The sequence below is a fragment of the Pseudoalteromonas sp. C2R02 genome (genome assembly GCF_018860845.1).
In the GTDB taxonomy this organism is placed as follows: Bacteria; Pseudomonadota; Gammaproteobacteria; order Enterobacterales; family Alteromonadaceae; genus Pseudoalteromonas.
Genome location: NZ_JAHKQC010000041.1, coordinates 187,171 through 211,494, shown reverse-complemented (window position 1 = coordinate 211,494; position 24,324 = coordinate 187,171). Strand labels below are relative to the sequence as shown.

25 protein-coding genes are annotated in these 24,324 nt (G+C 34.2%); 15 read left to right on the top strand and 10 right to left on the bottom strand.

The annotated features are described in order from the left end of the window. Positions 1-43: 43 nt before the first annotated feature. Both KO527_RS20380 and KO527_RS20375 read right to left on the bottom strand, forming a co-directional pair. Positions 44-676 (bottom strand): transporter substrate-binding domain-containing protein, encoded by a 633-nt coding sequence (locus tag KO527_RS20380; protein ID WP_216042099.1) that lies wholly within the window; start codon positions 674-676, stop codon positions 44-46. Positions 677-845: 169 nt separating this feature from the next. After that, positions 846-1,760 (bottom strand): EamA family transporter, encoded by a 915-nt coding sequence (locus KO527_RS20375; protein ID WP_216042098.1) that lies wholly within the window; start codon positions 1,758-1,760, stop codon positions 846-848. Between the two features lie 144 nt (positions 1,761-1,904). Between KO527_RS20375 and KO527_RS20370 the strand changes: the two genes are divergently transcribed. From KO527_RS20370 to KO527_RS20360, 3 genes are all read left to right on the top strand, one after another. After that, positions 1,905-2,783, top strand: a complete 879-nt coding sequence (locus tag KO527_RS20370) for an AraC family transcriptional regulator (protein ID WP_216042097.1) — start codon at positions 1,905-1,907, stop codon at positions 2,781-2,783. 214 nt (positions 2,784-2,997) lie between these two features. Then, complete coding sequence (locus tag KO527_RS20365) at positions 2,998-3,774, top strand: hypothetical protein (RefSeq protein ID WP_216042096.1); 777 nt, start codon at positions 2,998-3,000, stop codon at positions 3,772-3,774. Next, on the top strand, positions 3,767-4,318 hold the full coding sequence (locus KO527_RS20360) for an outer membrane beta-barrel protein (RefSeq protein ID WP_216042095.1): 552 nt from the start codon (positions 3,767-3,769) through the stop codon (positions 4,316-4,318). Before KO527_RS20365 ends, KO527_RS20360 begins: the two co-directional genes overlap by 8 nt. Here KO527_RS20360 and KO527_RS20355 read toward each other — a convergent pair. The 3 genes from KO527_RS20355 to KO527_RS20345 all read right to left on the bottom strand — a co-directional run bounded on the left by KO527_RS20355 (position 4,315) and on the right by KO527_RS20345 (position 7,539). Then, positions 4,315-5,052, bottom strand: a complete 738-nt coding sequence (locus KO527_RS20355; protein WP_216042094.1) for a hypothetical protein — start codon at positions 5,050-5,052, stop codon at positions 4,315-4,317. The two genes, KO527_RS20360 and KO527_RS20355, sit on opposite strands and share 4 nt — an antisense overlap. Positions 5,053-5,307: 255 nt before the next feature. Then, complete coding sequence (locus KO527_RS20350) at positions 5,308-6,459, bottom strand: saccharopine dehydrogenase family protein (protein WP_216042093.1); 1,152 nt, start codon at positions 6,457-6,459, stop codon at positions 5,308-5,310. A 9-nt stretch (positions 6,460-6,468) separates the two neighbouring features. Continuing rightward, entirely contained in the window at positions 6,469-7,539 is a 1,071-nt protein-coding gene (locus tag KO527_RS20345; RefSeq protein ID WP_216042092.1) for a saccharopine dehydrogenase, read from the bottom strand. 165 nt (positions 7,540-7,704) lie between these two features. Here KO527_RS20345 and KO527_RS20340 point away from each other — a divergent pair, with 165 nt between their 5' ends. From KO527_RS20340 to KO527_RS20325, 4 genes are all read left to right on the top strand, one after another. After that, positions 7,705-10,041: an aminotransferase class III-fold pyridoxal phosphate-dependent enzyme gene (locus KO527_RS20340; RefSeq protein ID WP_216042091.1), complete on the top strand. Its 2,337-nt coding sequence runs from the start codon at positions 7,705-7,707 to the stop codon at positions 10,039-10,041. Positions 10,042-10,158: 117 nt separating this feature from the next. Continuing rightward, a complete protein-coding gene (gene nhaC / locus KO527_RS20335; protein WP_216042090.1) occupies positions 10,159-11,613 on the top strand; it encodes a Na+/H+ antiporter NhaC in 1,455 nt (484 codons plus the stop codon). A gap of 363 nt (positions 11,614-11,976) precedes the next feature. Continuing rightward, the gene (locus KO527_RS20330; protein ID WP_216042089.1) at positions 11,977-13,149 is read left to right on the top strand and encodes a serine hydrolase; all 1,173 of its coding nucleotides are present in this window, start codon (positions 11,977-11,979) and stop codon (positions 13,147-13,149) included. A 76-nt stretch (positions 13,150-13,225) separates the two neighbouring features. Continuing rightward, positions 13,226-13,453 (top strand): hypothetical protein, encoded by a 228-nt coding sequence (locus KO527_RS20325; RefSeq protein WP_042148900.1) that lies wholly within the window; start codon positions 13,226-13,228, stop codon positions 13,451-13,453. A 20-nt stretch (positions 13,454-13,473) separates the two neighbouring features. On the opposite strand, the gene KO527_RS20320 is transcribed toward KO527_RS20325, so the two are convergent. After that, positions 13,474-13,716, bottom strand: a complete 243-nt coding sequence (locus KO527_RS20320) for a hypothetical protein (RefSeq protein WP_216042088.1) — start codon at positions 13,714-13,716, stop codon at positions 13,474-13,476. Between the two features lie 130 nt (positions 13,717-13,846). On the opposite strand from KO527_RS20320, the gene KO527_RS20315 reads away from it, so the two are divergent. Continuing rightward, positions 13,847-14,737, top strand: a complete 891-nt coding sequence (locus KO527_RS20315) for a LysR substrate-binding domain-containing protein (protein WP_252733904.1) — start codon at positions 13,847-13,849, stop codon at positions 14,735-14,737. Between the two features lie 113 nt (positions 14,738-14,850). Further along, on the top strand, positions 14,851-16,260 hold the full coding sequence (locus KO527_RS20310) for an aspartate ammonia-lyase (RefSeq protein WP_216042086.1): 1,410 nt from the start codon (positions 14,851-14,853) through the stop codon (positions 16,258-16,260). Positions 16,261-16,310: 50 nt separating this feature from the next. Here the strand turns inward: KO527_RS20310 and KO527_RS20305 are convergent, their stop codons facing one another. Then, positions 16,311-16,802, bottom strand: coding sequence for a hypothetical protein (locus KO527_RS20305; RefSeq protein ID WP_216042085.1), 492 nt, complete (start codon positions 16,800-16,802; stop codon positions 16,311-16,313). Positions 16,803-17,121: 319 nt separating this feature from the next. Beyond that, complete coding sequence (locus tag KO527_RS20300; RefSeq protein WP_216042084.1) at positions 17,122-17,487, bottom strand: DUF3192 domain-containing protein; 366 nt, start codon at positions 17,485-17,487, stop codon at positions 17,122-17,124. A gap of 287 nt (positions 17,488-17,774) precedes the next feature. On the opposite strand from KO527_RS20300, the gene KO527_RS20295 reads away from it, so the two are divergent. Then, a complete protein-coding gene (locus tag KO527_RS20295) occupies positions 17,775-18,191 on the top strand; it encodes a hypothetical protein (protein WP_216042083.1) in 417 nt (138 codons plus the stop codon). A gap of 118 nt (positions 18,192-18,309) precedes the next feature. Here the strand turns inward: KO527_RS20295 and KO527_RS20290 are convergent, their stop codons facing one another. After that, a complete protein-coding gene (locus KO527_RS20290; RefSeq protein WP_216042082.1) occupies positions 18,310-18,564 on the bottom strand; it encodes a Rho-binding antiterminator in 255 nt (84 codons plus the stop codon). A 48-nt stretch (positions 18,565-18,612) separates the two neighbouring features. Beyond that, positions 18,613-19,350: a helix-turn-helix domain-containing protein gene (locus KO527_RS20285; protein WP_216042081.1), complete on the bottom strand. Its 738-nt coding sequence runs from the start codon at positions 19,348-19,350 to the stop codon at positions 18,613-18,615. Positions 19,351-19,500: 150 nt separating this feature from the next. On the opposite strand from KO527_RS20285, the gene KO527_RS20280 reads away from it, so the two are divergent. The 5 genes from KO527_RS20280 to KO527_RS20260 all read left to right on the top strand — a co-directional run bounded on the left by KO527_RS20280 (position 19,501) and on the right by KO527_RS20260 (position 24,283). Continuing rightward, complete coding sequence (locus tag KO527_RS20280) at positions 19,501-19,827, top strand: hypothetical protein (protein WP_216042080.1); 327 nt, start codon at positions 19,501-19,503, stop codon at positions 19,825-19,827. 14 nt (positions 19,828-19,841) lie between these two features. After that, complete coding sequence (locus KO527_RS20275; protein WP_216042079.1) at positions 19,842-20,654, top strand: DUF2145 domain-containing protein; 813 nt, start codon at positions 19,842-19,844, stop codon at positions 20,652-20,654. A 29-nt stretch (positions 20,655-20,683) separates the two neighbouring features. Further along, on the top strand, positions 20,684-21,121 hold the full coding sequence (gene yiaA, locus KO527_RS20270; RefSeq protein WP_216042078.1) for an inner membrane protein YiaA: 438 nt from the start codon (positions 20,684-20,686) through the stop codon (positions 21,119-21,121). A gap of 119 nt (positions 21,122-21,240) precedes the next feature. Continuing rightward, the gene (locus KO527_RS20265; RefSeq protein WP_354668644.1) at positions 21,241-23,961 is read left to right on the top strand and encodes a CHASE domain-containing protein; all 2,721 of its coding nucleotides are present in this window, start codon (positions 21,241-21,243) and stop codon (positions 23,959-23,961) included. A 154-nt stretch (positions 23,962-24,115) separates the two neighbouring features. After that, positions 24,116-24,283, top strand: coding sequence for a hypothetical protein (locus KO527_RS20260; RefSeq protein WP_216042077.1), 168 nt, complete (start codon positions 24,116-24,118; stop codon positions 24,281-24,283). Positions 24,284-24,324: the final 41 nt, after the last annotated feature.

Below are 24,324 nucleotides of genomic sequence, written 5' to 3'. Positions count from 1 at the left end.
ACAGAATTAAGTGCACTTAATATAAGAATATTAAGTGCATTTTTTATTTTCGAGTTTTTAATTTAACTGGGTATAAAGTTTCAATCGCTTTATTAATAGTCTCTAATGCTTCAGGGTTTTGAGCTAAATAACCTTTTGATAAATACATACCAAAAGGTCTCACTTTTTGAACTACAGTTTTATAATAGCTTCTTGAATGCCCTAGTTTATCTATTGCTTCTAAAAAAACAGCTTCAGATAAAAAAATTGCATCTAACCTTCCTTTACTGAGCATTTTCAAAAGTGTATCCGGCTCTAAAACACCTGATACAGATACAAACTTATGTTTACTTAACCATTTATGCGTATTGGTATTTAATATAGTGCCTACATTAGCCAATTTAAATTTAGCCGAGTCAGGATCTAAATTTGATGTCCGAAGCAAAAACCAACACCAAGCATTTTGCATCACAGGCTTAGTGAAAACCGCTATTTTATCTCTTTCGCCATTTTGAGACGCTAGAAAAAAACCGTCTGAGTAACCGGATTTAACTTCATATATTGCGCGATCATAATCTGTGGTGAGTTTAAAACTAAATGGAATCGCTGCCTTTTTTAATATTTTAGACACCCTAGAAACTCCCTCACCCGTTAACTCACCATTTTTTTGATACATATACGGGGGAAAGTTTGGCACAACAAACCTAATAGGCTCTACTGCATTAAGTATCGGACTAAAAAGTAAAAATGTGAAAATAATTCTAAAATTCATTAGCCTTAAATAACAAGTTATTTCATAGTATTGAAGTATAGTAAAAATGCTTTGTATTACCCAAAATATAATATGAAATAATTAAGGCTAGCCATTAAGTTAACGTTTTAAATTTATTGGGTTTAATAAAATATTTAAATATCGGTTTTTTGATTTGTGTGATCACATTACCTAATACAACACATAATAAACCTAAAGTAGAAAACACAGTCCATTGATAATTCTCAAATATGCTCGAAACAACTAAGGCAACAATCGGCGTTATCACTAATAAATATGCTGCGTTATTTGCCCCTATTCTATCTACCAATAATAAATATACGGTAAAGCCAATCACAGATGCGGGGATCGCTAAATAAGCTAGACTCGTTAAATAACGTGTACTTATTTCTATATCAAAACTCAAACCTTTAAATAGAATAATAATAAGTAAAGTAATGCAGCCATATATCATGGCATAACTTGTGGCGGTAAAAGGTTGTACTTTATTTTTGGTATTACGAATGCTGATCATATTACCAATAGAAAAACACCAAGTTCCAGCTAGCGCGTAAAACAAACCTAGCAAAACCTCTTTAGATAAATTTGTTTGCATAAAATCGCTAGCAAATAACAAACTAATACCCGTTAAACCAATTATCACTCCAAGCCAAAAATTATTGTTAGTTTTTGTGCCATAAAAAATTCGACCGTGAATCGCATTAAAAATAGGTGCAGTCGCCATAACAACAGCCGTTAAACCACTGGCAATATAAGATGTAGAGCTATAAAAAAATAAAAAGTTACAACAAAATAAACACGCCCCCTGAACAGCGAAAAACTTTTGATCTGTTACTTTCACTGATTGCAGCTTATTAAATGCTTTTCCAATAGTAAACATCACTATCGCAGCAAATAAAAAGCGATATAAAATAGAAACTTCCATTGGCGTACTGCCTTGTTGCCACTTAATAGCAATCCAAGAAAACCCCCATACAAAAACCATTAATGCATATAAAAAAGCTGTCATTCCATTCCCCAATACATAATAAAAAAATATTATGAATCTATATGCCAAGTTTTTCTGTCACTATATTTTGAAAACTAACACAATATTGCGGTTATTATTTCCTGAACACTTGAGCCCTTTATGGTTAACAGTTACTGTTTATATATGAATGCTAATATCGAAAAGCCACTCAACAAAAAACCTATCAGTTTTGAGTTGTCAAAAAAAACCTGTGTTAGGCAAAAGTCTTTAACACATGGTTTAACTTGGGCGCATTACCGCAATAAAGATGAACATTTATACTATGAGAATAATAATCAACATACGCTGAGCATGTATTTAACTGGCGGCTACAATACCTTTCGAACTGATATTAAAGCCAATAAAGGCGCACCAGGTAAGTTTTGTTTAATGCCAAAAGGCGCAGATAGCCAATGGCAATTAGGCGATACGCAAGAGTTCATGCACTTATACTTTGATGATGCTTACATTAAAAGGTTAGCGCTCAGCGTATTTGATATCGACCCTAGAACAGTGCAACTACCTGAACTCACTTTTATCCCAGATTTAGGCTTAGAAGCTTTATTTCGCCATAATATGGCAGCAGCTAATTGGCATACTAATGATATGCAATTGGCAATGGAACAAGTCACTGATACCATTTTAATTTCTATGCTGAAAAACATGGGAAATACAAAATTAAAAACACCATTAAAAGGCGGATTATCTCCTAAAATATGTATTCTTGTTTGTGATTACATTCATGCTAATTATCAAAGACAAATATACCTATCTGAATTAGCAGGATTAGCACAATTAAGTGAGTATCATTTTTGTCGTATGTTTAAAGAAAGCTTAGCGCAAACGCCACAAGAATATTTAATGAAAGTAAGAATAGGACATGTTAAAAATGCACTATTACACTCAACACAAAACTTAGCTGACATTGCATTAGAAGTTGGCTTTTCAAATCAAAGCCATATGGGTCGTTACTTTAAAAAGCTTATAGGAATTTCCCCGAGAGAATTTAGAAAAAAAGCCTAACCAGCTGATATAAATAAAATAAAGAATTCTTTACAAAAACATACAATTCTCTTTCCTGCGCTGGTATTAATTTCCACCATCATCCGATAACATGCTTTAATAACCCCTAAAGTAGGGCATAAACCAATTGTATTAAGTAAGTTCTCATTCAGCGAGATCTAATTAGGTCAATTGGTATAAATTGACAACTCAATGCAAGGAAGTATCTAATAAAATGAATCATGTTATAAAGCTATCTAGCTTAATCTTCATACCCTACTTTTTATCTGGTTGTGGTTCAGATAACCCATCCACTCAATATCCAGAACAAACTATTTTTCAACATATTAATATCACGGCAACTCAGAATGCAATTAAAGCAAATAGTGAATACTACTCAAATGATGTCGTTTATTTTTCTTCTAATAATGAAAAGCAATTTCTTAGTATAAATGATGACAAAAAGTTTGAGCTAAAGGTAAAAAGAACTTCTACGCCAGATTACAATAGCAGCACAGATTATCTTACAGACATAGAAGTAGACCAACCTTTAATGCCTGGAGATGTATTTAAAGTTATATTCGAGCGTAGTAACGGTAACACCTTAGAATCAAAGGCTTCATTACCTGAATTTATACAATTTATCTCCCCACAAGAAGCGCAAACAATTGACCATAGTACTGAAGACTTAATTATTGAATGGGATTTAGCGGCAAATAAAAATAGCAAGTTATTTCTTCAAGGTGAATGTTTATTAGGAGAGTTTCATAATTCATTACCTAACATGATCTCTTTTAATTTAGAGCCTGGGCAAACACTCTTAACGATAGATGCTAATAGCCTTGAAAAACATTACGGGCTTGAAGAAGATAACTGTGAAGTTACTGCTAATTTGTATAATGAAGTTGAAGGCATAAATGATACAAATTTCGCAGGCGGTACCTATAAGATCAGCAGTCATTCAAAACAAAAATTTGTATTAAGTAATTTACAGGATCCGAATCATGATTAATAAATTAGCCTTATTACCTCTTCTATTAATCAGCTCATTAAGTTTAGCACAAGAGCCTACACCTCAGTGGTATACAGGCATTACTGCTGGTTTAAATCATACCGACTCTGACACATTAGGTGATCCGAATACAAAATATGGCATAAAAGGCGGATATATTTTAAATCACTGGCTAGCCGTTGAATCAGAATTTATTTTACATAACAATGAATCAAATCGTTTTTGTGATTCCGCTGAATTTTCTAATGAGTGTGTGACTTTAAAACAAGAATACTATTATGGTTTTATTGGACTACGAGCAACCAAACCTGTTGGCAATGTATTTGCGTTTACTGCCCGTTTAGGTGGTGCATTGGCTAATTATGACTCTAGTTTAACCGGTAGTGAAAGTAAGTTTAATGTCAGTGGTTCGCTAGGCATGTTATGGAATATAGGTCAAAACAGCCAACTTACTTTAGAGTTACAACAAGTCGATTATGCACTTGCTAATAAAGCCCATGAAAATATTATTAGCCAGAATCTATCTTTCACGATGAAATTTTAATGGGTGGTTATTAACTTATCTAAATCATAGTTCTGAAGTTGAGGAGTCTCTTTTATTAAAGGGACTTTTTTATTTCTATAGGCTGATAAATAATATTGTGTCGGCCAATTATGTGGCTTCATATTATTATTTTTAACTCCTAGCTCTGTCACATCAAAAGTCGCGGTATAAGGTAAATTAATATTGCTACCAGGCACACCGTCCCGGGTATCAATATAACTATCACTAAAATCAGCACATGTACCAAATTTATCTATACCGTAATTCCACCATACCCCAGCATAAACTGACACAGGATCTAAATAGGTCGTTTGAATTTTAATATCTGAACTTTGCTCTTTTACTGCTTCACATAAACCTAAAGCAACAAAAGCACCACAACTATGACCTATAACATGGATTGATTTAACTTTTGTTTCTTTGAGCAGCCTTTGCCCCAATTGATGACCTATTTTTTTTGCTGAAACAGAACAGATAAATACATTATCGGAAAATTCAGACCAATTAAGGCTTATATTCTGCTGAGATTTTACTATATTATTTTGCTTAATAAGCTTTTGTAATTCATCACTCCAACTATCAGGGTTATCTTTTACTCCATGAGCTGAAACTGAAAAAAATTCTGCTTTTGAATTAAGAGGGATATTGATGACCGATGATAAATCTCTAGGCCAAAATGCATATGTGATAAAGCCAAGAGAACCTAAAATAAATGGAATACCAGGAATGATCACTAATAGCCAAATAGACCAACGAACTAACTGTTTGTTAGGAATTGAATTTATATTTAAAGGTTTAATTTATATTCTCAAAGGTATAATAACTAAAATATAAGATAACAAATTGCATAGCTAAGTGCACATTACCTCCCAGCCCAATATTTCTCTTTTTTCAATTCTTAAATACTCAGGTTATGTAAGCAGCAAATAAAAGAGGAAATTTGCTGCTGTGAGGGTAATTAAATTATATGTTTAACTAAACAACTAAAATTAATGACTAAAAATATGTTCATTTAACTCAGCTAAAGCATCTAACCATTTAGTAACGGTTTTTTCATCATGAGGTGCAGGTGATACACCTGTGACCAAGTCACCTGCAATTAAAGACTCAATGGCAATAGCAACAGTTAAAGACACTAAACGTGCCATTGCAGAACCATTTTCATTGCCCGCTTCATCTACACCAAAGCTGCCATTAAATAGTGTTTTTTCGCCTGATGGGTCTTTAACTTCAAGCTCAACAGATAATACAACACGATCTGATTCGCCTTCGTCATATTGATGTTTAGCCCAAAGCTCATCACTGATTACTTGTAAACGTTTCATGCCCGCATCGCCAGTTAATGTATCAACTTCAGTGAATAATTTTTCCCATGCTTGTGCCCAACCATTTAAACGTAACGTACCACGCACAAACTCTTGTACATTCCAATCATTTGCAAAGCCATATTGCGCTTGAAATGGTACTGAATCACGGTTTGGATAAGCCTGAAAAGTCTCTTTAGAACCATCAGCCAAAGTCACATCATAATGAGATAAAGCTAACCAAGGTTTTTCTGTGCGCTTTATTTCGCCTTCACCTATCCACTGTGCTGGAGATTTCAGTGCTTTTAAAACACCCAGTGGTGACCAAGAAAATTTATATTTAAACTCATTGGCTACTTTTGGAAAACCACCACAATATGAACGGAAGTAATGTTGGTTATTTTTGTCAAAGCTTTCAGATGCTTCATATTTAGCAACTAAAGCATGTGCTAATAAATGATCAAGGCCTGGATCTAAACCCACTTCATTTACAAAACTTAAATCAGCTGCTTTCGCTTTTTCATCTAAAGCCTGCATTTCAGGCGATACATAACTACTCGATACAAAATGTGCTTTATGACCCAAACAAATTTCAGCTACTTGTACATGCATCGTTGCTGGCAACATAGAAATAACAACATCACCCGCTTGTATCTCTTGCTCTAATGATGACCAATCAAGTTGCTTTACTGGGATATCAATCTTTAAACTTGAAACAGCTTGCTGTGCTTTTTCTAACGTACGATTCCATAACACTAACTTTTGTCCAGATAATGCAACTTTGCGTATACCTGGAAGTGATGATAGTCCTGCGCCTAACCAATGAACTGTGCTCATGTTATTCTCTTATATTTGATTAATTTTTTGATTAAATACGTGATTAGCCCTTTGCCAAACACCTTGTTCTAAATTATCTAGCTGTAACAAATGCGGTAGTAATTGCTGACAAAAATCTTCGCTGCTTTCAACAGGTAATAATGAAGGTAAGTGATCAATCGCAATTAAATCTAATGGGTTATCGCCTTCAACTAAACGTAGTGTCGGATCTGAAAATGTTGTGCATGTATCGTAAATTGGTAGCGGATTATAATCACCATACGGATCACAACTCACATCACAAATAATTGATAATCTACGATCTGCTTGATGTAACATTTCAGTGGTTAAAAATGGTGGCAGTGCAGCTTGAACAAATACACAGTTAACCACAACATCACATTCTAAAAGCTGTGGGAAAGGTCCGCCAACTTTAGTTTCTTCAATATCCCACTCAATCACTTGAGCGCCAACACTTTTAGCCATTTCAACAGCGCCGCGGCCACTTCGGCCTTTTGCGCCGATCACCAAAACTTTAGCTGGTTTATCTCTCAGCGATAATAAAGATTTAATTTCATTTACTAATGCAGCTTGATTTGGTGATGAAGCTAATTTAGGTAAAACAGGAGCCATTTGCTGTGAACGTCTTGCAAATGCTTTTAAAGCAACTGCCGCGCCGGCAAAACCAGCCCAATAACCAAAAGCTGCTATTCGACGATTATTTTCATCAACCAAATATTCAAGATCAAATAATTGACCTTGTCCTTGAGTAAAACGTTGCAACACTTCTTTCCAACCTTGCTGATTTTTATATACGTGAGCAAAGTGGATATGTTTATGCGCTAGTGGCCATTTTTCTTCCGTAAGCTCTTTTAAACCAAGAATAATAGTATCAAGAGGCGCTTCACGCCAACTATGTGCAGGCTGTATATCACATCCTATATCACGATATGGCTGGCTTGAAATAGCGCTTTGCTCAGACTCTTCAACTGTTACTTTAAAACCAGCATCTAAAAGCTTCTTAGCGACATTTGGGGTAAGCGCAATACGCTCTTCTAATGGTTTTGTTTCAGCACGCAACCAAATATGTGCTTTACTCATATTTAATGACCTCAGACGACTGCTTTTCAACATTTTTGATTGAATAAGCAAAATGAATTTGAATAATTAGTGTTATTTATAGTACAAATGAAATACATTATCAACGATATAAATTATACGATATAGTAAATACTAAGATTTAGTCGTCAAAATAGAGGGTTATTTGTGGAAAATTTAGCGTTATTTGATGCCAATTGTTCTGAGTCAGAAATTCAGGAATTAGTAGCTAAGCATTACAATTTATTAGTAAAAGTTAAAAAGCTACCTGGGTATATAGATCTAAATTACCGACTTGCAACTGAAGATAGCAAAAAATATATTTTAAAAATAGCCAATAGTGCAGAACCTTTGTCTGAACTCGATATGCAAAACAAAATGATGCAGTTTATCGAGCAAAACCCGATTGAACAGTATCAATTTCCCCAAGTTATTGCAGATATAAATCATCAAGATATTACCCTTTTAATTGATACTCAAAACCAACCTAGATACATGCGCTTGTTAAGTTTTGTTGATGGTGTTTTTTATTCAGAACATAAAAATATTAACTGCCAGCACCATCAAAAACTAGGTGAAATGCTAGGGAAATTTAATAGCCAATTAGTTAATTTTGATCATGATGCTAGTGAGCGATATCTTGATTGGGATTTAAAAAATGCACAGCAGGTAATTGAAAGTAAAATACATGAACTCAGTTGTGATACACAAAAACAACAAGTAAAACGTATTTTATCGACTTTTGTCCATCAAGTTAGCCCTTTTACTGAAAAATTACCACAAGCTGTGATACATAATGATATTAATGATTACAATTTATTGTTATCTAGCCATGATGAAAATTCAGATATACAAGGTGTGATTGATTTTGGCGATATGGTGAAAAGCTATCAAATAAATGAATTAGCCATTGCTTGTACTTACGCACTGTTAGATACAAACAACCCTATATCGGTCATCAAAACTATCGCCTTAGCTTATCATCAACAAAGAAAGCTTAATCCAACTGAAGCTTGGGTTTTATTTCCACTTATTTGTGCGCGCTTAGCCACCAGCGTATGTAATTCAGCACAAGCTATAAAAGCTGAACCAGATAATGAATACTTACTTATTTCAGCTAAGCCTGCATGGCGAGCAATTGAAAAGTTATTAAAATTTGATGCAAAAACCATAGGTTTTGAGCTACAAAGGTTATGTCAGTTTGAAACTCAAAATAACCAACAGCATCAAGAAATTTTACAACAAAGACAAGATAATCTGTTTAAAACTTTAAGTGTGTCTTACAAAGATCCCCTGATCATTGAACGAGGCCAAGGCCAATATTTATTAGATGAAAACAATGTCGCTTATTTAGATATGGTAAATAATGTTTGCCATGTTGGTCATTGTCATCCAAAAGTTGTTGAAGCAGGTCAAAAACAAATGGCGATGCTTAATACCAATACCCGCTATTTAAATAACAACATTATTGCATATAGCGAAGCGCTATTAAGCAAAATGCCAGATGAATTATCTGTTGTGATGTTTGTTAATTCAGGCAGTGAAGCCAATGAATTAGCCATGCGTTTAATGCAGTGCTACAACAAATCTAATGAGCTCATTGTTGTTGATGGCGCATATCACGGTAATACCAACAAAGCGATTGAGATCAGCCCTTATAAATTTAATGGCCCTGGTGGCGACGGCGCTGCAGATAATATTCATATTGTGCCTATGCCAGATCCTTATCGCGGTAAGTTTAAAGGCATGAGTGAAAAAACAGGTCAAGCTTATGCAGAATCAGTGAGTGAAACCATTAGCCAGCTCACTTTACAAGGCAAGCAAGTTGGTGGTTTTATTTGTGAATCTCTACAAGGCGTTGGCGGAAATTTAATTATGCCTGATGGTTATTTAAGGTCTGTATATCGTTCAATAAGAGCTGCTGGCGGATTATGTATTGCTGATGAAGTACAAGTTGGATTTGGCCGGGTTGGCACACATTGGTGGGCATTTGAAACACAAGATGTAGTGCCAGATATCGTCACTTTAGGTAAACCTATAGGTAATGGACATCCATTAGCTGCCGTTGTCACCACTAAAAAAGTAGCTGATGCTTTTGTAACTGGTATGGAATATTTCAATACCTTTGGCGGAAACCCAGTGTCTTGCGCCATAGGTAAAGCGGTTATCGATACCATTAGCGAAGATAAGCTAAGAGAGAATGCGATAATGACTGGCAACTATATGATGATGCAGTTGAGACAATTGCAAAATCAATTTCCTATCATAGGAGATGTACGTGGTTTAGGGCTATTTATTGGTGCCGAGCTTGTACGAGACCAAAACCTAACACCCGCCACAGAAGAAGCTAAATATTTAGTTGAGCAGCTCAAAACACGTAATATTTTACTTAGCTTAGATGGCCCATTTAATAACGTACTTAAAATCAAACCGCCTATCGTATTTAATCAAAGCAATGTGGATTATTTCATTGCTCAATTAAAGGACTGCTTAGCGCATTTATAATTAGCCCCTCCCAAATCACTTCTAAATTGAAAGATGATTTGGGAATAAACCGCCATAAATAAATGTGCGGATCATAAAGATAGTATTTACCCATAAAAATATAATAAGGAAATACGTATGTCTCAAACTAAAACTCCTAGCTTGCTGGATGCGCTCACCCCTATCGTTGCACTTTTGATTATGCTTGCAACTTCTGTTTATTTATTTTCATCTGATAGCTCTTCTGGTGCCAATCAAATCGCTTTAATTATGGCTGCTTGTATCGCTTTATTAGTCGCCGTAAAAAATGGCTATAAATGGCAACAACTTGAGGCTGGAATCGTAAAAAGCGTTGCTTCAGTCACAGGTGCATTACTTATTTTATTTGCGGTGGGTGCGCTCATAGGAACATGGATATTAGCAGGCACAGTACCAGCCATGATTTATTACGGTATCCAACTATTAAGTCCGGATTATTTTTATGCTGCCAGTTGTTTAATTTGTGCTGTAATAGCAATTAGTATTGGTAGTTCTTGGACTGTTGCCGGCACCATAGGTGTTGCCTTAATAGGTATCGCTGCTGCACTAGGATTAAATATAGAAATCACAGCAGGAGCAATCATTAGCGGCGCTTATTTTGGTGATAAAATGTCGCCATTATCAGATACTACAAATCTAGCGCCTGCCATAGTGGGTACCGATATTTTTAAACATATCAAACATATGAGTTGGACAACTATACCCAGTATTTCAATCGCATTAACTGGCTTTTTAATACTAGGTTTTAATAATAATGCAACTAACTCAGATACCCAGTTAAATGATATTTTAGTGATATTAGATAATGATTTTTCAATCGGTTTGCATCTATTACTGCCATTAGTTGTTGTTCTATTTTTAGCCTATAAAAAAACACCTGCATTTCCTACCGTCATTTTAGGTTCATTATCAGGGGCTTTATGTGCGCTTGTTTTTCAATTTGAAGGCATAGTTAAATTTGCTAATGATGACAACTTACTACCTATTATTGCTGCATTAAAAGGTATTTGGATCACTATGTTTTCTGGTTATGAAGCCAATACTTCTGATGCTGTGATCAATCAATTATTAAGTAGAGGCGGCATGAGCGGTATGCTCAATACAATTTGGCTAATTTTATGTGCCATGGCTTTTGGCGGAGTGATGGAAGTCAGCGGTATGCTAAAACGTATCGTGCAATCACTGTTAACTTTAGTCAAAGGCAGCTCCAGTTTAATTATAACAACTCTGGCTACTTGTATAGGTGCAAATATAATTACTGCTGATCAATACATCGCTATTGTATTGCCCGGTCGCATGCTCAAAGTGGAATATGCAAAACATGGATTAGACCCGGTTAATTTAAGTCGCTCAATAGAAGATTCAGCGACTATTACTAGCCCATTAGTGCCATGGAATACGTGTGGTGCATATATGGCTGTTACTTTAGGTGTCGCAACTATGACTTATTTACCTTATGCCTTTTTTAATCTGATCTGCCCAATTGTCAGTGGTATTTATGCCTATTTTAATTTCAAGATAGAATTACTTGATGATGGTTTAGTGGCAACTTAAAGGAGTTCACTCACTGTATCGCTAATGAAATTCATAGTTAGGATCTTAACCTTTAAAGCGCCAGACCCAATTTAAGGTAATTATTTTCATTTATTTTACAATTAAGGGTTGACTCAAACAAAGATCTAACTGATAATCATTCTCATTGATTACCTACCTCCTGACTCAGGTAATCAACGTACTCTGTACAACTACTACTTGCTACATAAAAATTATATCGGTGACGGTCGATAAATTGCTCCAAAAGCCCTAACGGGCTTTTTTATTGCCTAAAATTTATACCCCATTTAATTCATAAAATTAACACAGCTAATTTTACTAAGCCTTCTATAGTTTATAGATGTATTCTGTTTCGGTGAGCTTATGCATTTAAAAAAATTGTTATTCATTATTTTTTTGATACCTCAACTGATTGCTTGTGATTCTGGAAATAAAAAAGAACAAGCGTCAAACACACCACCCTCCCCTTATTTATATCAACAGCCGATAGAAACTAATGATGGCTGGCAAACCGCTAGCTTAGATGAGCTAAATGTTGAAAGCACATCATTAAATTCCTTGATGGACAATATTAATAACAATGAATTTGGCTATCGCTTTATAGATTCAATTGTCATCGTCAAAAGTAATAAATTAATTTTTCATGAGCAAATAAAAGATAAGTTAGACTTTACAGATGCCTGGAGCAACAATAAAAATGTTGATTTACATATATTAAATTCAGTGACAAAGAGTATGACTTCAGCACTCATTGGCATAGCAATAGATCAAGGTTTTATCCCTCATATAAATGTTAAAATAATCGACTATTTTCAACATAAATCTTTTGATAAAAATTGGCACGACAGCAAAAATGACGTCACTTTAAAAAACTGGCTCACCATGCGCCATGGATTATTGTGGGATGAATGGAATGTATCCTATTTAGAGTCCAGTAATTTAAATAGCCAAATGAATAATGCAAAAGATCCCATACAGTTTTTATTAGACCGCCCCATGAGCACCACTCCAGGTGAAACCTTTGCTTATTCAACAGGCGTCAGCTTTGGATTAGGACGTATCCTTCAACATGCTACTGATATGACTGTCACTGAGTTTATGAAGCAGTATTTATTTGAACCTTTAAAAATCACTCGCTTTGATACTTGGAAACTAGATGGACAATTACACACTGGCAGCGGCTTATATTTAACTACTAGAGATATGGCTAAATTTGGTCAATTATTTTTAAACAAAGGAAAATGGCAAGGTCAGCAAGTTATCTCCGAATCTTGGATAACCGAATCTACAAGACAATTAATAAATAAAGGGAATTGGGGATATGGATATCAATGGTGGATAACATCCTACTTTGCCAATAATCAAAAGCTAGATACTTATTATGCCGATGGTTTTGGTGGCCAATATATCTTTGTATTTCCACAAATTGATACTGTAATTGCAATAACAGGCAGTGCTTATGAATCAAGTCAAAGAGAGCAAAGAAATTTAACTCAAATATTAGAACAACATATCTTGCCTGTATTAATTGAATAGTTAATTAACATCACAATATCGTTATTTTTAAAATAAAAATACAGTACAATACGCAAAAAATTGTACGAGTATCACAATGAAAACACATTCAACTAAAAGTGAATTAAAAATAATACCGCTAGTACTAATCGCTATTGTTTTAGTGATAGCTGGTCATTTTTTAATGAAGCCTATTTTTCACAATACACTTTGGGTTGAATATTCATTAGCTTTATTGCCTTTTATTTTAATTTTATTAGTAGTTTGGGCATTTAAAATAGCCATAAAAAATGAAAAAGATAATAATGATGACCGAACTAATTAGCGCCATTTCAAAAAGCTTAGCTAGCATCCCCCATCCCCACCACCGCAATCACCTCCCCCGCCAAATCCTCCACCATCACCACTACCAAAACCTCCATTTCCTGAAGTAGCGCCAAAAAATACCACTACTTTTCCAAAAGCTAATAAGGTGAAGATAGAAAACATTAAAGGAGAAAATAAATTGCGAAAAGCGGATTCCGATTGCATATCTGTTAATAACCAAAAAACAGCTAAACCGAAAAAAGTCAGTAACCAAGGTTTCATATTACTAGCCTTATATAAACAGTAAATAACTTATTTAAGCATAGTAAAATTAGCAAAAAATGTATTCAAAGCTAGGCGTAAAACTAAGCATGCGTTAGCATACGCAAAACTAATCTGATTAATTAAAAGAATGGATGTAGAAACTAAATGGCTAAGAGATTTTTTGGTGCTAGCGCAAACAAAGAATTTTTCGCGTGCAGCGCAACTTAGACATATTACACAACCCGCTTTTAGTCGCAGGATCAAAGCACTCGAAAATCATTTAGACTGCAAACTGATCAATCGTTTATACCAGCCTTTAAAGCTCACAGATAAAGGCATTTTATTTGAGCAAAGCGCACAAAAAATTATAAATGAATTAGATCAAACGCTTGCCTTATTACATAAAACCGATGATAAACAAATTGATTTAAAAATTGCAGCAACACACACCCTATCATTAGGTATATTCCCTTTATTGGCTCAGCATTTAAGCCAAATAAATAATAAAGTGAATACGCGATTAAATGTCGCCGATGCTGATGACTGTATTAATTTACTGAGTAATCAAAGCTGTGATTACTTATTAGCGTTTAGCGATCCTTTGCTGGCATCATATCAAGCTGATTCACTTTTATTAGGCAGTATAAAGTTACTGCCTGTATGCAAGCCCGATGAAAACGGAAAACCTTTATTTAGCTTAACAGACAACAGCGGCGCTATTCCTTTTCTGTCATACCAACATAATATCTACTTAGGTCGCGTGGTGAATCAGCTCATCACAAATAATCGACAAGTGCTGAAAATGCGCCAGATATTAGAAGCACCTATGGCTGACACTTTAAAAATGATGGCGATTCAAGGTTTAGGCATCGCTTGGATCCCTGAGTTTAGTATTTATGATGAATTAGCCAACGAACAACTCACGATATGTGGTGAAAAAAAATGGCATCCAACTTTAGAAGTACGCTTATATCGTCATGATAATCAAAAAAATGAGCTTGAATCATTATGGCAACATTTAAAGGGATTCCAACTATAGCTATTGCTTAGCCCTGTTATGCAAAACTTGCATAACGTTATGTCATAAACGGCATTAGTCAAACCATCAATTTAAATTTACCTTAGCGCCACGTTCAAACACTAAGGTACATCATGGCTGCAAACTCTCTCACAATGCGCTCTGAAACCGATTTACTCGGCAGCATGCAAATTTCAAATAACGCTTATTATGGCATTCAAACCCAGCGCGCTATGGATAATTTTCAATTATCCGGAAAAAAGCTAAAGCAACATCCTGAATTAATCCAAGCATTAGCTCAGGTAAAAGCAGCCTGCGCCCAGGCCAATAATAAACAAAAGTTATTAGATAACGATAAAACCAATGCAATTTGCAGTGCTGCCGTAAAAGTAGTGAATGGCGATTATGACGATCAATTCTTAATAGATATGATCCAAGGTGGCGCAGGTACTTCTAGTAATATGAATATCAATGAAGTACTTGCTAATGTTGGTTTAGAACTAATGGGCCATGACAAAGGCCAGTATGCACTTTTACATCCAAATACAGATGTAAATATGTCGCAGTCTACTAATGATGTTTACCCAACAGCAGTACGCTTATCCATTTTATTAAAACAGCAAAAATTATTAGCTGAAATTAAAGCTTTGGTTAAAAGCTTTTCAAATAAATCTGATGAATTTAACGATATTCTCAAACTCGCCAGAACCCAATTACAAGATGCAGTTCCTATGACATTAGGGCAAGAGTTTAAAAGCTTTGCATCTACCTTAGGTGAAGATATTAAACTTATCTCTAATACTTCAAAGTTACTTACTGAAGTTAACTTAGGTGGCACAGCTGTTGGCACAGGGATCAATACACAACAAGGTTACGGCAAACTCGCTATTGATACTTTAACGCAATTGACCAATATAAACTTTGTACCAGCTGATGACTTAGTTGAAGCCAGCTCAGATATGGGCGCATTTGTAATTTATTCTGCAACTTTAAAACGTTTAGCGCTTAAATTATCAAAAATATCTAATGATTTACGTCTTTTAAGTATGGGTCCTAGAGCCGGATTAAGTGAAATCAACCTACCCGCTCGCCAACCTGGTAGCTCAATTATGCCAGGCAAGGTAAACCCAGTGATCCCTGAAGCGGTAAGCCAATGTGCTTATCAAGTAATGGGCAATGACTTAGCTATTTCAATGTCGGCAGAGGCTGGACAATTACAATTAAATGCAATGGAACCTTTAATTGCAGTAAATGTATTAGATTCAATTGAATTATTAACCAATGCAATACACATGTTCAGAACTTTATGTGTAGACGGTATCACAGCAAATTCTGAGCGTTGTAAAGATTTATTAGATAACAGCCTAGGTTTAGTCACAGCACTTAATCCGTATTTAGGTTATGAAGCATCAACTAAAGTAGCCAAACAAGCCCTTATGTCAGGTGATTCTGTTGTTGATTTAATTAGACAACAAAACCTATTAACCGAAGATCAGCTCCTTGATATTTTACAGCCACATAAAATGACGCAACCAGCAGCTTAATAAATCTTTATTTCATAATAGCCTTAATGATATTTAAAACATCATCAAGGCTATTTTTTTATCTCAGAATTCATATTCAAGCCACCTAAAAAATCCTTTCTAGGTGTGTAATTTATCCAATCCGTTTGTTTAATAATTTTATTGTCTTCATTAAACTCTAATGACATTACAAATAGCCAAGGACCAAACGTTTTACCATTAAATTTAAATTGGTGGAAATAGCCTTCAGTGATTGCCTTTTTATTTTCAATAACTTGATTTGTCACAGTAAGAATATGCTCAGGACCTAAGCGTTCAAACTTGCCATTATGCCAATTCAAAAATGACTGAATTTCATCTTTTTTTCGTAAATCATTGCCATAAATAATATCTTTAAGCGTCGCATTTTTTGCATAGAAAGACATAAACTTTTTAAAGTCTTGTCGCTGAGCATAAGTATTAAAGTACTCCTGAACGGTAAGCTTTAATTGCTTTGGATTTGCATATGATTTATGGCTAATACAGAGGATTATTACCATCAGTGAAATAAATAAAGTTTTCATTTTTAATTATTATATGAAGTTTAGATAAAGGAAATAATATCGGTTTCAGGTAAAACACACCATAAGAAAATTTACGTCGAGCACTTGTTGCACTCGACACTTTCTTTACAAGATAGTTTGGTACGCAGTTTCGTCCCAACCATCTAATATACCATTTTTGAAATTGATTATTGGTATCAGGCTAGTTAGACCTATCAATTAATATTTATAAATTACAAGATTGCTTGGTAAGCAGTTTCACCCCAGCCTTCTAATATGCCATTTTTGAAATTGATTATTGGTATCAGGCTAGTTAGACCTATCAATTAATATTTATAAATTACAAGATTGCTTGGTAAGCAATTTCACCCCAGCCTTCTAATATGCCATTTTTGAAAATGACCGGAGTACAGGCTTTTTTACTCATATCACCATCCTGGCTTGTTGCAAAAAAGTACACTCGGTATTCGTTACTATTTTTCTGCATGACTTCAGAAAACTCTGGAGTATTAAAGTCCGATAATACACTTTTATAGTCTGTACCTAATTTCAACTGAGAAATTTTTGTTCGATTATTCTCATGATACGCTTGCCATGAACTTGAACTTCCCCAGTGAGTATCTATATCTCCATCTGATACCTTTACAATACAGCCCGTAAGTAAAGGAGTAGAAAGCGCAGCAATTAGTAGTAGAGTCTTTTTCATTTTAAATCTATCCATTTTATATAGTTATATTTTTTACTTTCCTCTTTAAAGCAAAACACAGACCAAAACAAAAAAACAATAATTATCAACGACTTATAATATTTACTTTATTATAATTGAAATTTAATACTACTTATTAGTAATTTTAACCATTTTATTAAAATATCTACTCATCTTCGACTCTGTAATAAAATGTAGATTTAGCTTGCAGTTTCTAACAATTTTTTACGCCACAAACACACAGTGGATTGCTATTATTTCCCACAGAAACTAAAGAGGATAGCATCATGAAAAAAATTATATCAATCGCATTACTAACTAGCTTATTAGGTGCCTGCGCACATCATGATGACGTAGTACCTGATGCTAGTGGTACACATTACATTGTATTAAAGACAACTTCGAAAGATCAAGCAACGCGAGAAGCTTTAAAACAAGCTAAACATTTTTGCAAAGAAGACAATAAAAAAATGTATGTAGTCGATCAGCAACAATCTTATAAAGGTGAAAAAGACGAAGCGAGTTATTTAGAAGCTAAGCAAAGTTTAGAAGTTGTAAATGACATCAGTACTGCTTTATGGATTTTTGGTGACGGTCATGTTGATGATGCCGGCGCTTTAGTTGCTATTGGCACGGCCATTGGTGAAGCCTCTTTAGGAAAACCATATTTAACCAATATGACATTTAAATGCGCTGCTAGTTAAAAATATAAAGCAATACTGACTCCGATAATAAGCTAACAGTCCCACCTACACATATATCTTAAAGATTGGTTGTAGGTTGGGCTTTAGCATAACTACTTTTTATCCGAACAAATAAAAACTACCACTCAACTGAAAAGTTATGACTGGTAACTTGATTACCTATCGCAGTTAATTTTTTCACCTCAATTAACGGCACTTTCGCTAAATGTGCTTGAGCCTTTATTGTTAATACTTCCTGATCATGAAGTTTAACAATATCCGTAGCGATACCTAAAAAGGTTTCATTTGTTTTTGTAGTCACTTCTATTTTACTTTGGCGCATGCATACTATTTCAAAATAATCGTGGGCATCACAAGAAATATTTTCAGTCATTAATAAAGCCTATTACTTAAAGAAAAGTAGACCTTGTATATTGGTAAATTATTTCCATCTCCTCATATCTTTAAATAATGATAATTCCCATGGTCGCATAGCTAATAATAAACCTATATGTTCACGACTTTCTAGGGGTAAAGCAGCATCATCCTGATTTAATACTGCAGCCTCTTTAGTTAATTGGTTTAATTTACGTTGAATAATATCGATAGATGATTGAGAGTAAGTCCCTCTTAAATAAAAACGAAAGCTATTAGGTGCATCAAAAGTTGATGCTATAAACTTTGAAATGACATCTTTTTCCATAAACCTTTCTAGAGGACCATTTTTTATCCATCTAAAGTCTTGGGCAATGAGTAGTTTATAATGATTATCAGGCAATAACTGAATCATCTTTAATTTATCTAATTTTGCCATTAATTGAATGCATTGCAGTGATTCTATTTGATAATGCTCAATGATTTCATTAAATGTCCAAGCATCTCGAACGCATACTGCCACTAAAAATAGCTGAGAATCAGATACTAACTCTTTTTCTTGTTCAATGGTTAATTCTGTTAGTTGCTGATTTTGTTTTTGCGCAATTAAAAATAAGTCCGATAGGTTCATATTTATTAAGCCACATATTTGCTCCAAGCGTTCTAATGTAAAACTATTAGACGAAAAAATGCGTTTAATATTTGCTTCACTCATACCTAATTGATTAGCGATATCTTTATAGGTGAGTTGCTGCTGTCTAAGCAATTGCTTTAAAGTATTGCTGATCTGAATAATTTGACTCATAACCTTTCAAACTCAAAAAGTATCGTAATAATATACTTAAAGTAACGCTATGTTATACATTTAACAAGTAAGTTTACATTATCACTACCCTTTTCTATTGTTCATCTCGTCAACAACAAAATACACACAATAAATACAAGGTGAACAAAAATGAAAAATTTAACTATTTTAAAAACAAGCGCATTATTAATTTTATCATTAGCAAGCACCACTGTGATAGCTGACAACTCAGCACAACATACTAGCAAAGCGGTAAAACATTCAGCTTTAGCAGTCTCTCATGGCGCAGCTTCAACAACCAAGGTCGCGAGCGCAGTAGTTGCAGTGCCATTAATTGTTGCAGGTAGTGCCAGTTTAGCAGTAGGCACTAGCATCGCAGCAAGTACTGCAAAGAGCGGTCCATTAGTCATTACAGAAAAAACAATTACTGTAGACCCTGCTCCAAAAATGGTAATGAAAAAAGATAATAAAAAATAAATAGGAGCTGGCATATGAAATCAACTAAATCATTTATTCAAATTATCAGTGCGATATCTCTTATATTCAGTTCAATACCTAGTTGGGCAGGAAGCAATAGTACTCAACAAGCTGTTTTAGAGCCTAGTGCAATCAAAATATTTGCTAAAGACATTGAAAAATATGCGGCATCACAAGGTGCCCGCGCTTTTATTATCGCTCGTGCTGGCAGACCTGAAAAAGACCTGCCTAAAGGTATTAAATTCACACATACTGCCATTGCTGTTTATTCTGAAATTACCTTAACAAATGGTGAGCAAGTACAAGGATATGCAATACATAACCTATATCAAAAAGAAGATGAACTAAATAAAAGTAGCCTAGTTGTAGATTATCCTGTTGATTTCTTTTGGGGTGTACAAACTTTGAAAGCTGGAATAATAATTCCGGCACCTCAATTACAACAGCGTTTAATTGAAGTAATCGCTAGTGGTAAAAATAAGCAGGTACACAATGAAAATTATTCGGTTATCGCCAATCCGTTCAATAACCAGTTTCAAAATTGCACAGAACATACATTAAATGTCATTAACGCTGCAATTTATCAAACAACCGATATCGATAGATTGAAGGCTAATGCCAAGGCTTATTTTAAACCAATAAGAGTGAAAATCAGCCCTTTTAAACTTATGCTCGGAAAAGTATTTATGGATGATGTAACAACAAAAGATCACCCGAATAAAATCTATACAAGCACTTTTTCAACCATAGCTCATTATTTAAATAAAAATGAGCTATTAGAAAAAGCCATCATTTATAAAGATAACCAAGTGACACCTTTAATATAAAAAGCTAAAAACAGTGAAAGGAAATTACTATGACACATGTATCAAACGCTCCAACAAAATCGTTTATATTCGCCTCTATCGCAGCTTTAGCAATAGGCACAAGTGCATTCGGGATAGCTTTATTTAACGCACAAATGGCGCTTAATGAAAAAGGCTATTATTTAATTATTTTACTCTATGGTCTGTTTTCTATGGTTTCTTTACAAAAAACAATTCGAGATAAAATGGAAGGTATAAAAACATCAAAAGCATATTACTTAATGGCTTGGGTATCTTCAGGTATTGCGATTGCACTTTTAGTACTTGGACTTTACAACGCTGATTTATTACTCAGTGAGAAAGGGTTCTATGCCATGTCATATGTTTTAAGTTTATTTTCAGCCATTACAGTACAAAAAAATATTAGAGATAAAGCACAATCACCTAATGAAGATAAAAACATTTTAATTGATGAAACAAACATTTAAAAAACAAGGATAAATATCTAAAAGAGTCTTTCCATAAAGGCTCTTTTCTCCTATCCTAGATTGTAAATAGAAAGATTTACCACATGGATAAGTTCTATAAATAATAAAAGAGAGATTAAGTGGAGCTAGTATCTAAAATGCGTTGGCCATGGCTTATATATTTGGCTTTAGCACTATCTTATACCTTATCAGGGCAAATTCTTTATAGTTTAGCAGCGCAAACACAAGTTGTTTCTGTTTGGTTACCTGCAGGCATTGCATTAGTTGGATGCTACTTATGGTGGTGGCGCTTTGTTCCTGCGCTTTTCATTTCGTCAATGACTTTCAATTTAATTGAGCACTCCTCATTCACGCATTTTTTTTCTATTGTCAGTATCGAAGTTGCGATCATGGCTTTTGGAGCATGTTTTCAAGCTATGGTTGGCGCCGCACTATTAAAATATTGGCTGGGTAATCCACTTAAACTCAAATCAGATTTACGCGCTTTAGGTTTTATTTTCGTTGTTGGTATTTTAGTTAATTTAATTTCGCCCAATATCGGCATATTTGCTTTAAGCCAATTTAATCCTGATTATGGTTTTAGCAATTATTGGCATAATGTCACTTTATGGTGGCTCGGTGACTCTTTAGGGGTTTTATTAGCAACACCATTTTTATTAAGCTTATTAAATTTTAAAAATATTGATGAACAAAAAAGAAAAGCGAGCTTTTTGGTTATGACAACAGCTTGCTTGCTCTTTATATTTGTAACTTTAACTGCAATCTTGTTTTCATCTAATAACCTCAACAATGCCAATCAACTTGCTAAAAAAGAGCTTAAAGTAGTAGAAAATAGCCTGTATCGACAACTAAATAATAGTTTAGTTAACATTCAAACCTTAGCAAACTTTATTCAAACCACCCCAGACTTAGATCGTCAATCATTTAAAAACTTTGCCTCTCAATTAATGAAAAATGAGCCAAGTATTAAAGCGCTTTCTTGGAACCCATTAATAACACAAGATCAAATACTTGAATTTGAAGAGCAACTGTCAAATATATACCTGAGAAAAATGAAAATTAAAGGCTCCCCACTATTAGAAACGGACCCTTTAGTTGTTGTTAAATTAATAATGCCAGAACTTGAAAATAAAAATGCGATCGGGTTTAACGTTTATTCAAATCAAAAAAGAAAATCGGTTTTAGCTAATGCAAAACTCAATCACGAACCCAAAGCCACACCTATTATTCAATTAGTGCAATCAACTAAGCCTGAACCTGGTTATTTATTATTTGTACCTGTATATAACTTAAATATAAATACTCAAAAGCGAGAGTTATTAGGTTATGCCACAGGAGTATTTTTAGCACAAAAAATGATTGAAGCGACTTTTGGCACATCTCAAAATAAAATATTTGATTACGAGATATATGAAAAAGGCAGTAATGAAAACTTTTTAAATAATACTGACGATAATAAATTGACCTTAAATAAATCAGGTAACTCTAAATCACTTGTTTTTAACTTAACAGATCAAATTTGGCATATGAACTTAGTACCAAATAATGATTTTTTAAGTCATTATCAAAGTAGATTAGAAATGGTTTTATATGTATTTCATGTACTTATTGTATCGTTTATTATGTTATTAATTTTATTAATGAATAACCGACAAATCATTCTTAATGCGATGGTTAAAAGCCGTACTTTCGAACTTATCAAAGCAAAAGAGGATTCAGATAATGCAAATTTAGCTAAAAGTCGATTTTTAGCGAATATGAGCCATGAAATCAGAACACCTTTAAATGCTGTTATTGGATTTTCTCAATTATCTAAACAAGCCCATGATCAAATAGAGCTAAAATCATATATAGATAAAATTGAACTGTCGTCAAAAACATTATTGCATATAGTTAATGATATTTTAGATATCTCTAAAATTGAAGCTGATAAGTTAGTGTTAGAAAAAACCGCTTTTAATATGCATGAATTATTAAATAGAATGGACTGCCTATTTGAAACAACAGCCAAAGAAAAAGATATAAATTGGATTGTGACAGATAACTTACCCAAGAATTTATGGTATGTAGGCGACCCGACTAGAATTGAACAGATTCTAATGAATTTAAGCAGTAATGCATTAAAATTTACACAGCAAGGATCTGTCTCGATCACAGCACAACTCACTGAACTTCATTTAAATAAAGCACATGTAGAGATAACAGTTAAAGATACGGGCATAGGGTTAAAACCTGAAGCTATCAAAAATTTATTTGATGCCTTTACTCAGGCCGATACATCTACGTCAAGGCGATTCGGAGGTACTGGTTTAGGATTAACAATCTCAAGAGAGTTAAGCTTATTAATGGGTGGAAAAATATCTGTAGAAAGTGAATTTAACCAAGGATCTCAATTTAGTTTAAACTTAAAACTAGATACCTTAGAAAAAATTACCGAACAAAATAACCATGAAAGCACTCAAAAATCTGACTTATCAGGACTAAAATTACTTGTCGCTGAAGATAACCATATAAATCAAATTGTAATTAAAAATATGCTGGAGTCTTTTGGTATTGATCCTGTTATTGTTGAAAACGGACAAGAAGCAGTGCAAGCCATTAAAGATGAAGAGTTTGATATGGTACTTATGGATTGCCAGATGCCAGTGTTAGACGGCTATAAAGCAACAGCACTTATTAGGAGCCTACCTAATACACAACATATACCTATTATCACACTCACAGCGGATGTCATGCCTGAAGATATTACTCGCGCTTTTGAAGCTGGCTGTAATGCGCATTTGGCTAAACCAATTGATATTGATAAATTAAAGTCATGTTTAAAGGAATATGCCCCTTAAGTTTTTCAAAATACAGTGGCAAAATGCAATTCCCCTTTGCTACTTTTTTTGCAATTTGCCAGTAACAACTAACAACTAGATATAAATCATAGCGCTAAAACTTGGTATTGAGTATGCATTCTTAAATGTGTGACTTAACCATTGGAGTACTCACATGACTTATTTAACTTTATTATCTGACTCTCAAGCTGAACAAAATGCCACTACTAGTATTTTTGAAACTTTGAAAAGCATAACGCCCTCATTGAAAGAACCCCTTCAAGATGAAGCATTCAACTTATTATTTGAGGAGGAGCATGACTTTATTTTGGGATATAACTAATATTGAAACTAAACTAGGGGGCTCTCCCCTAGTTTCATTAA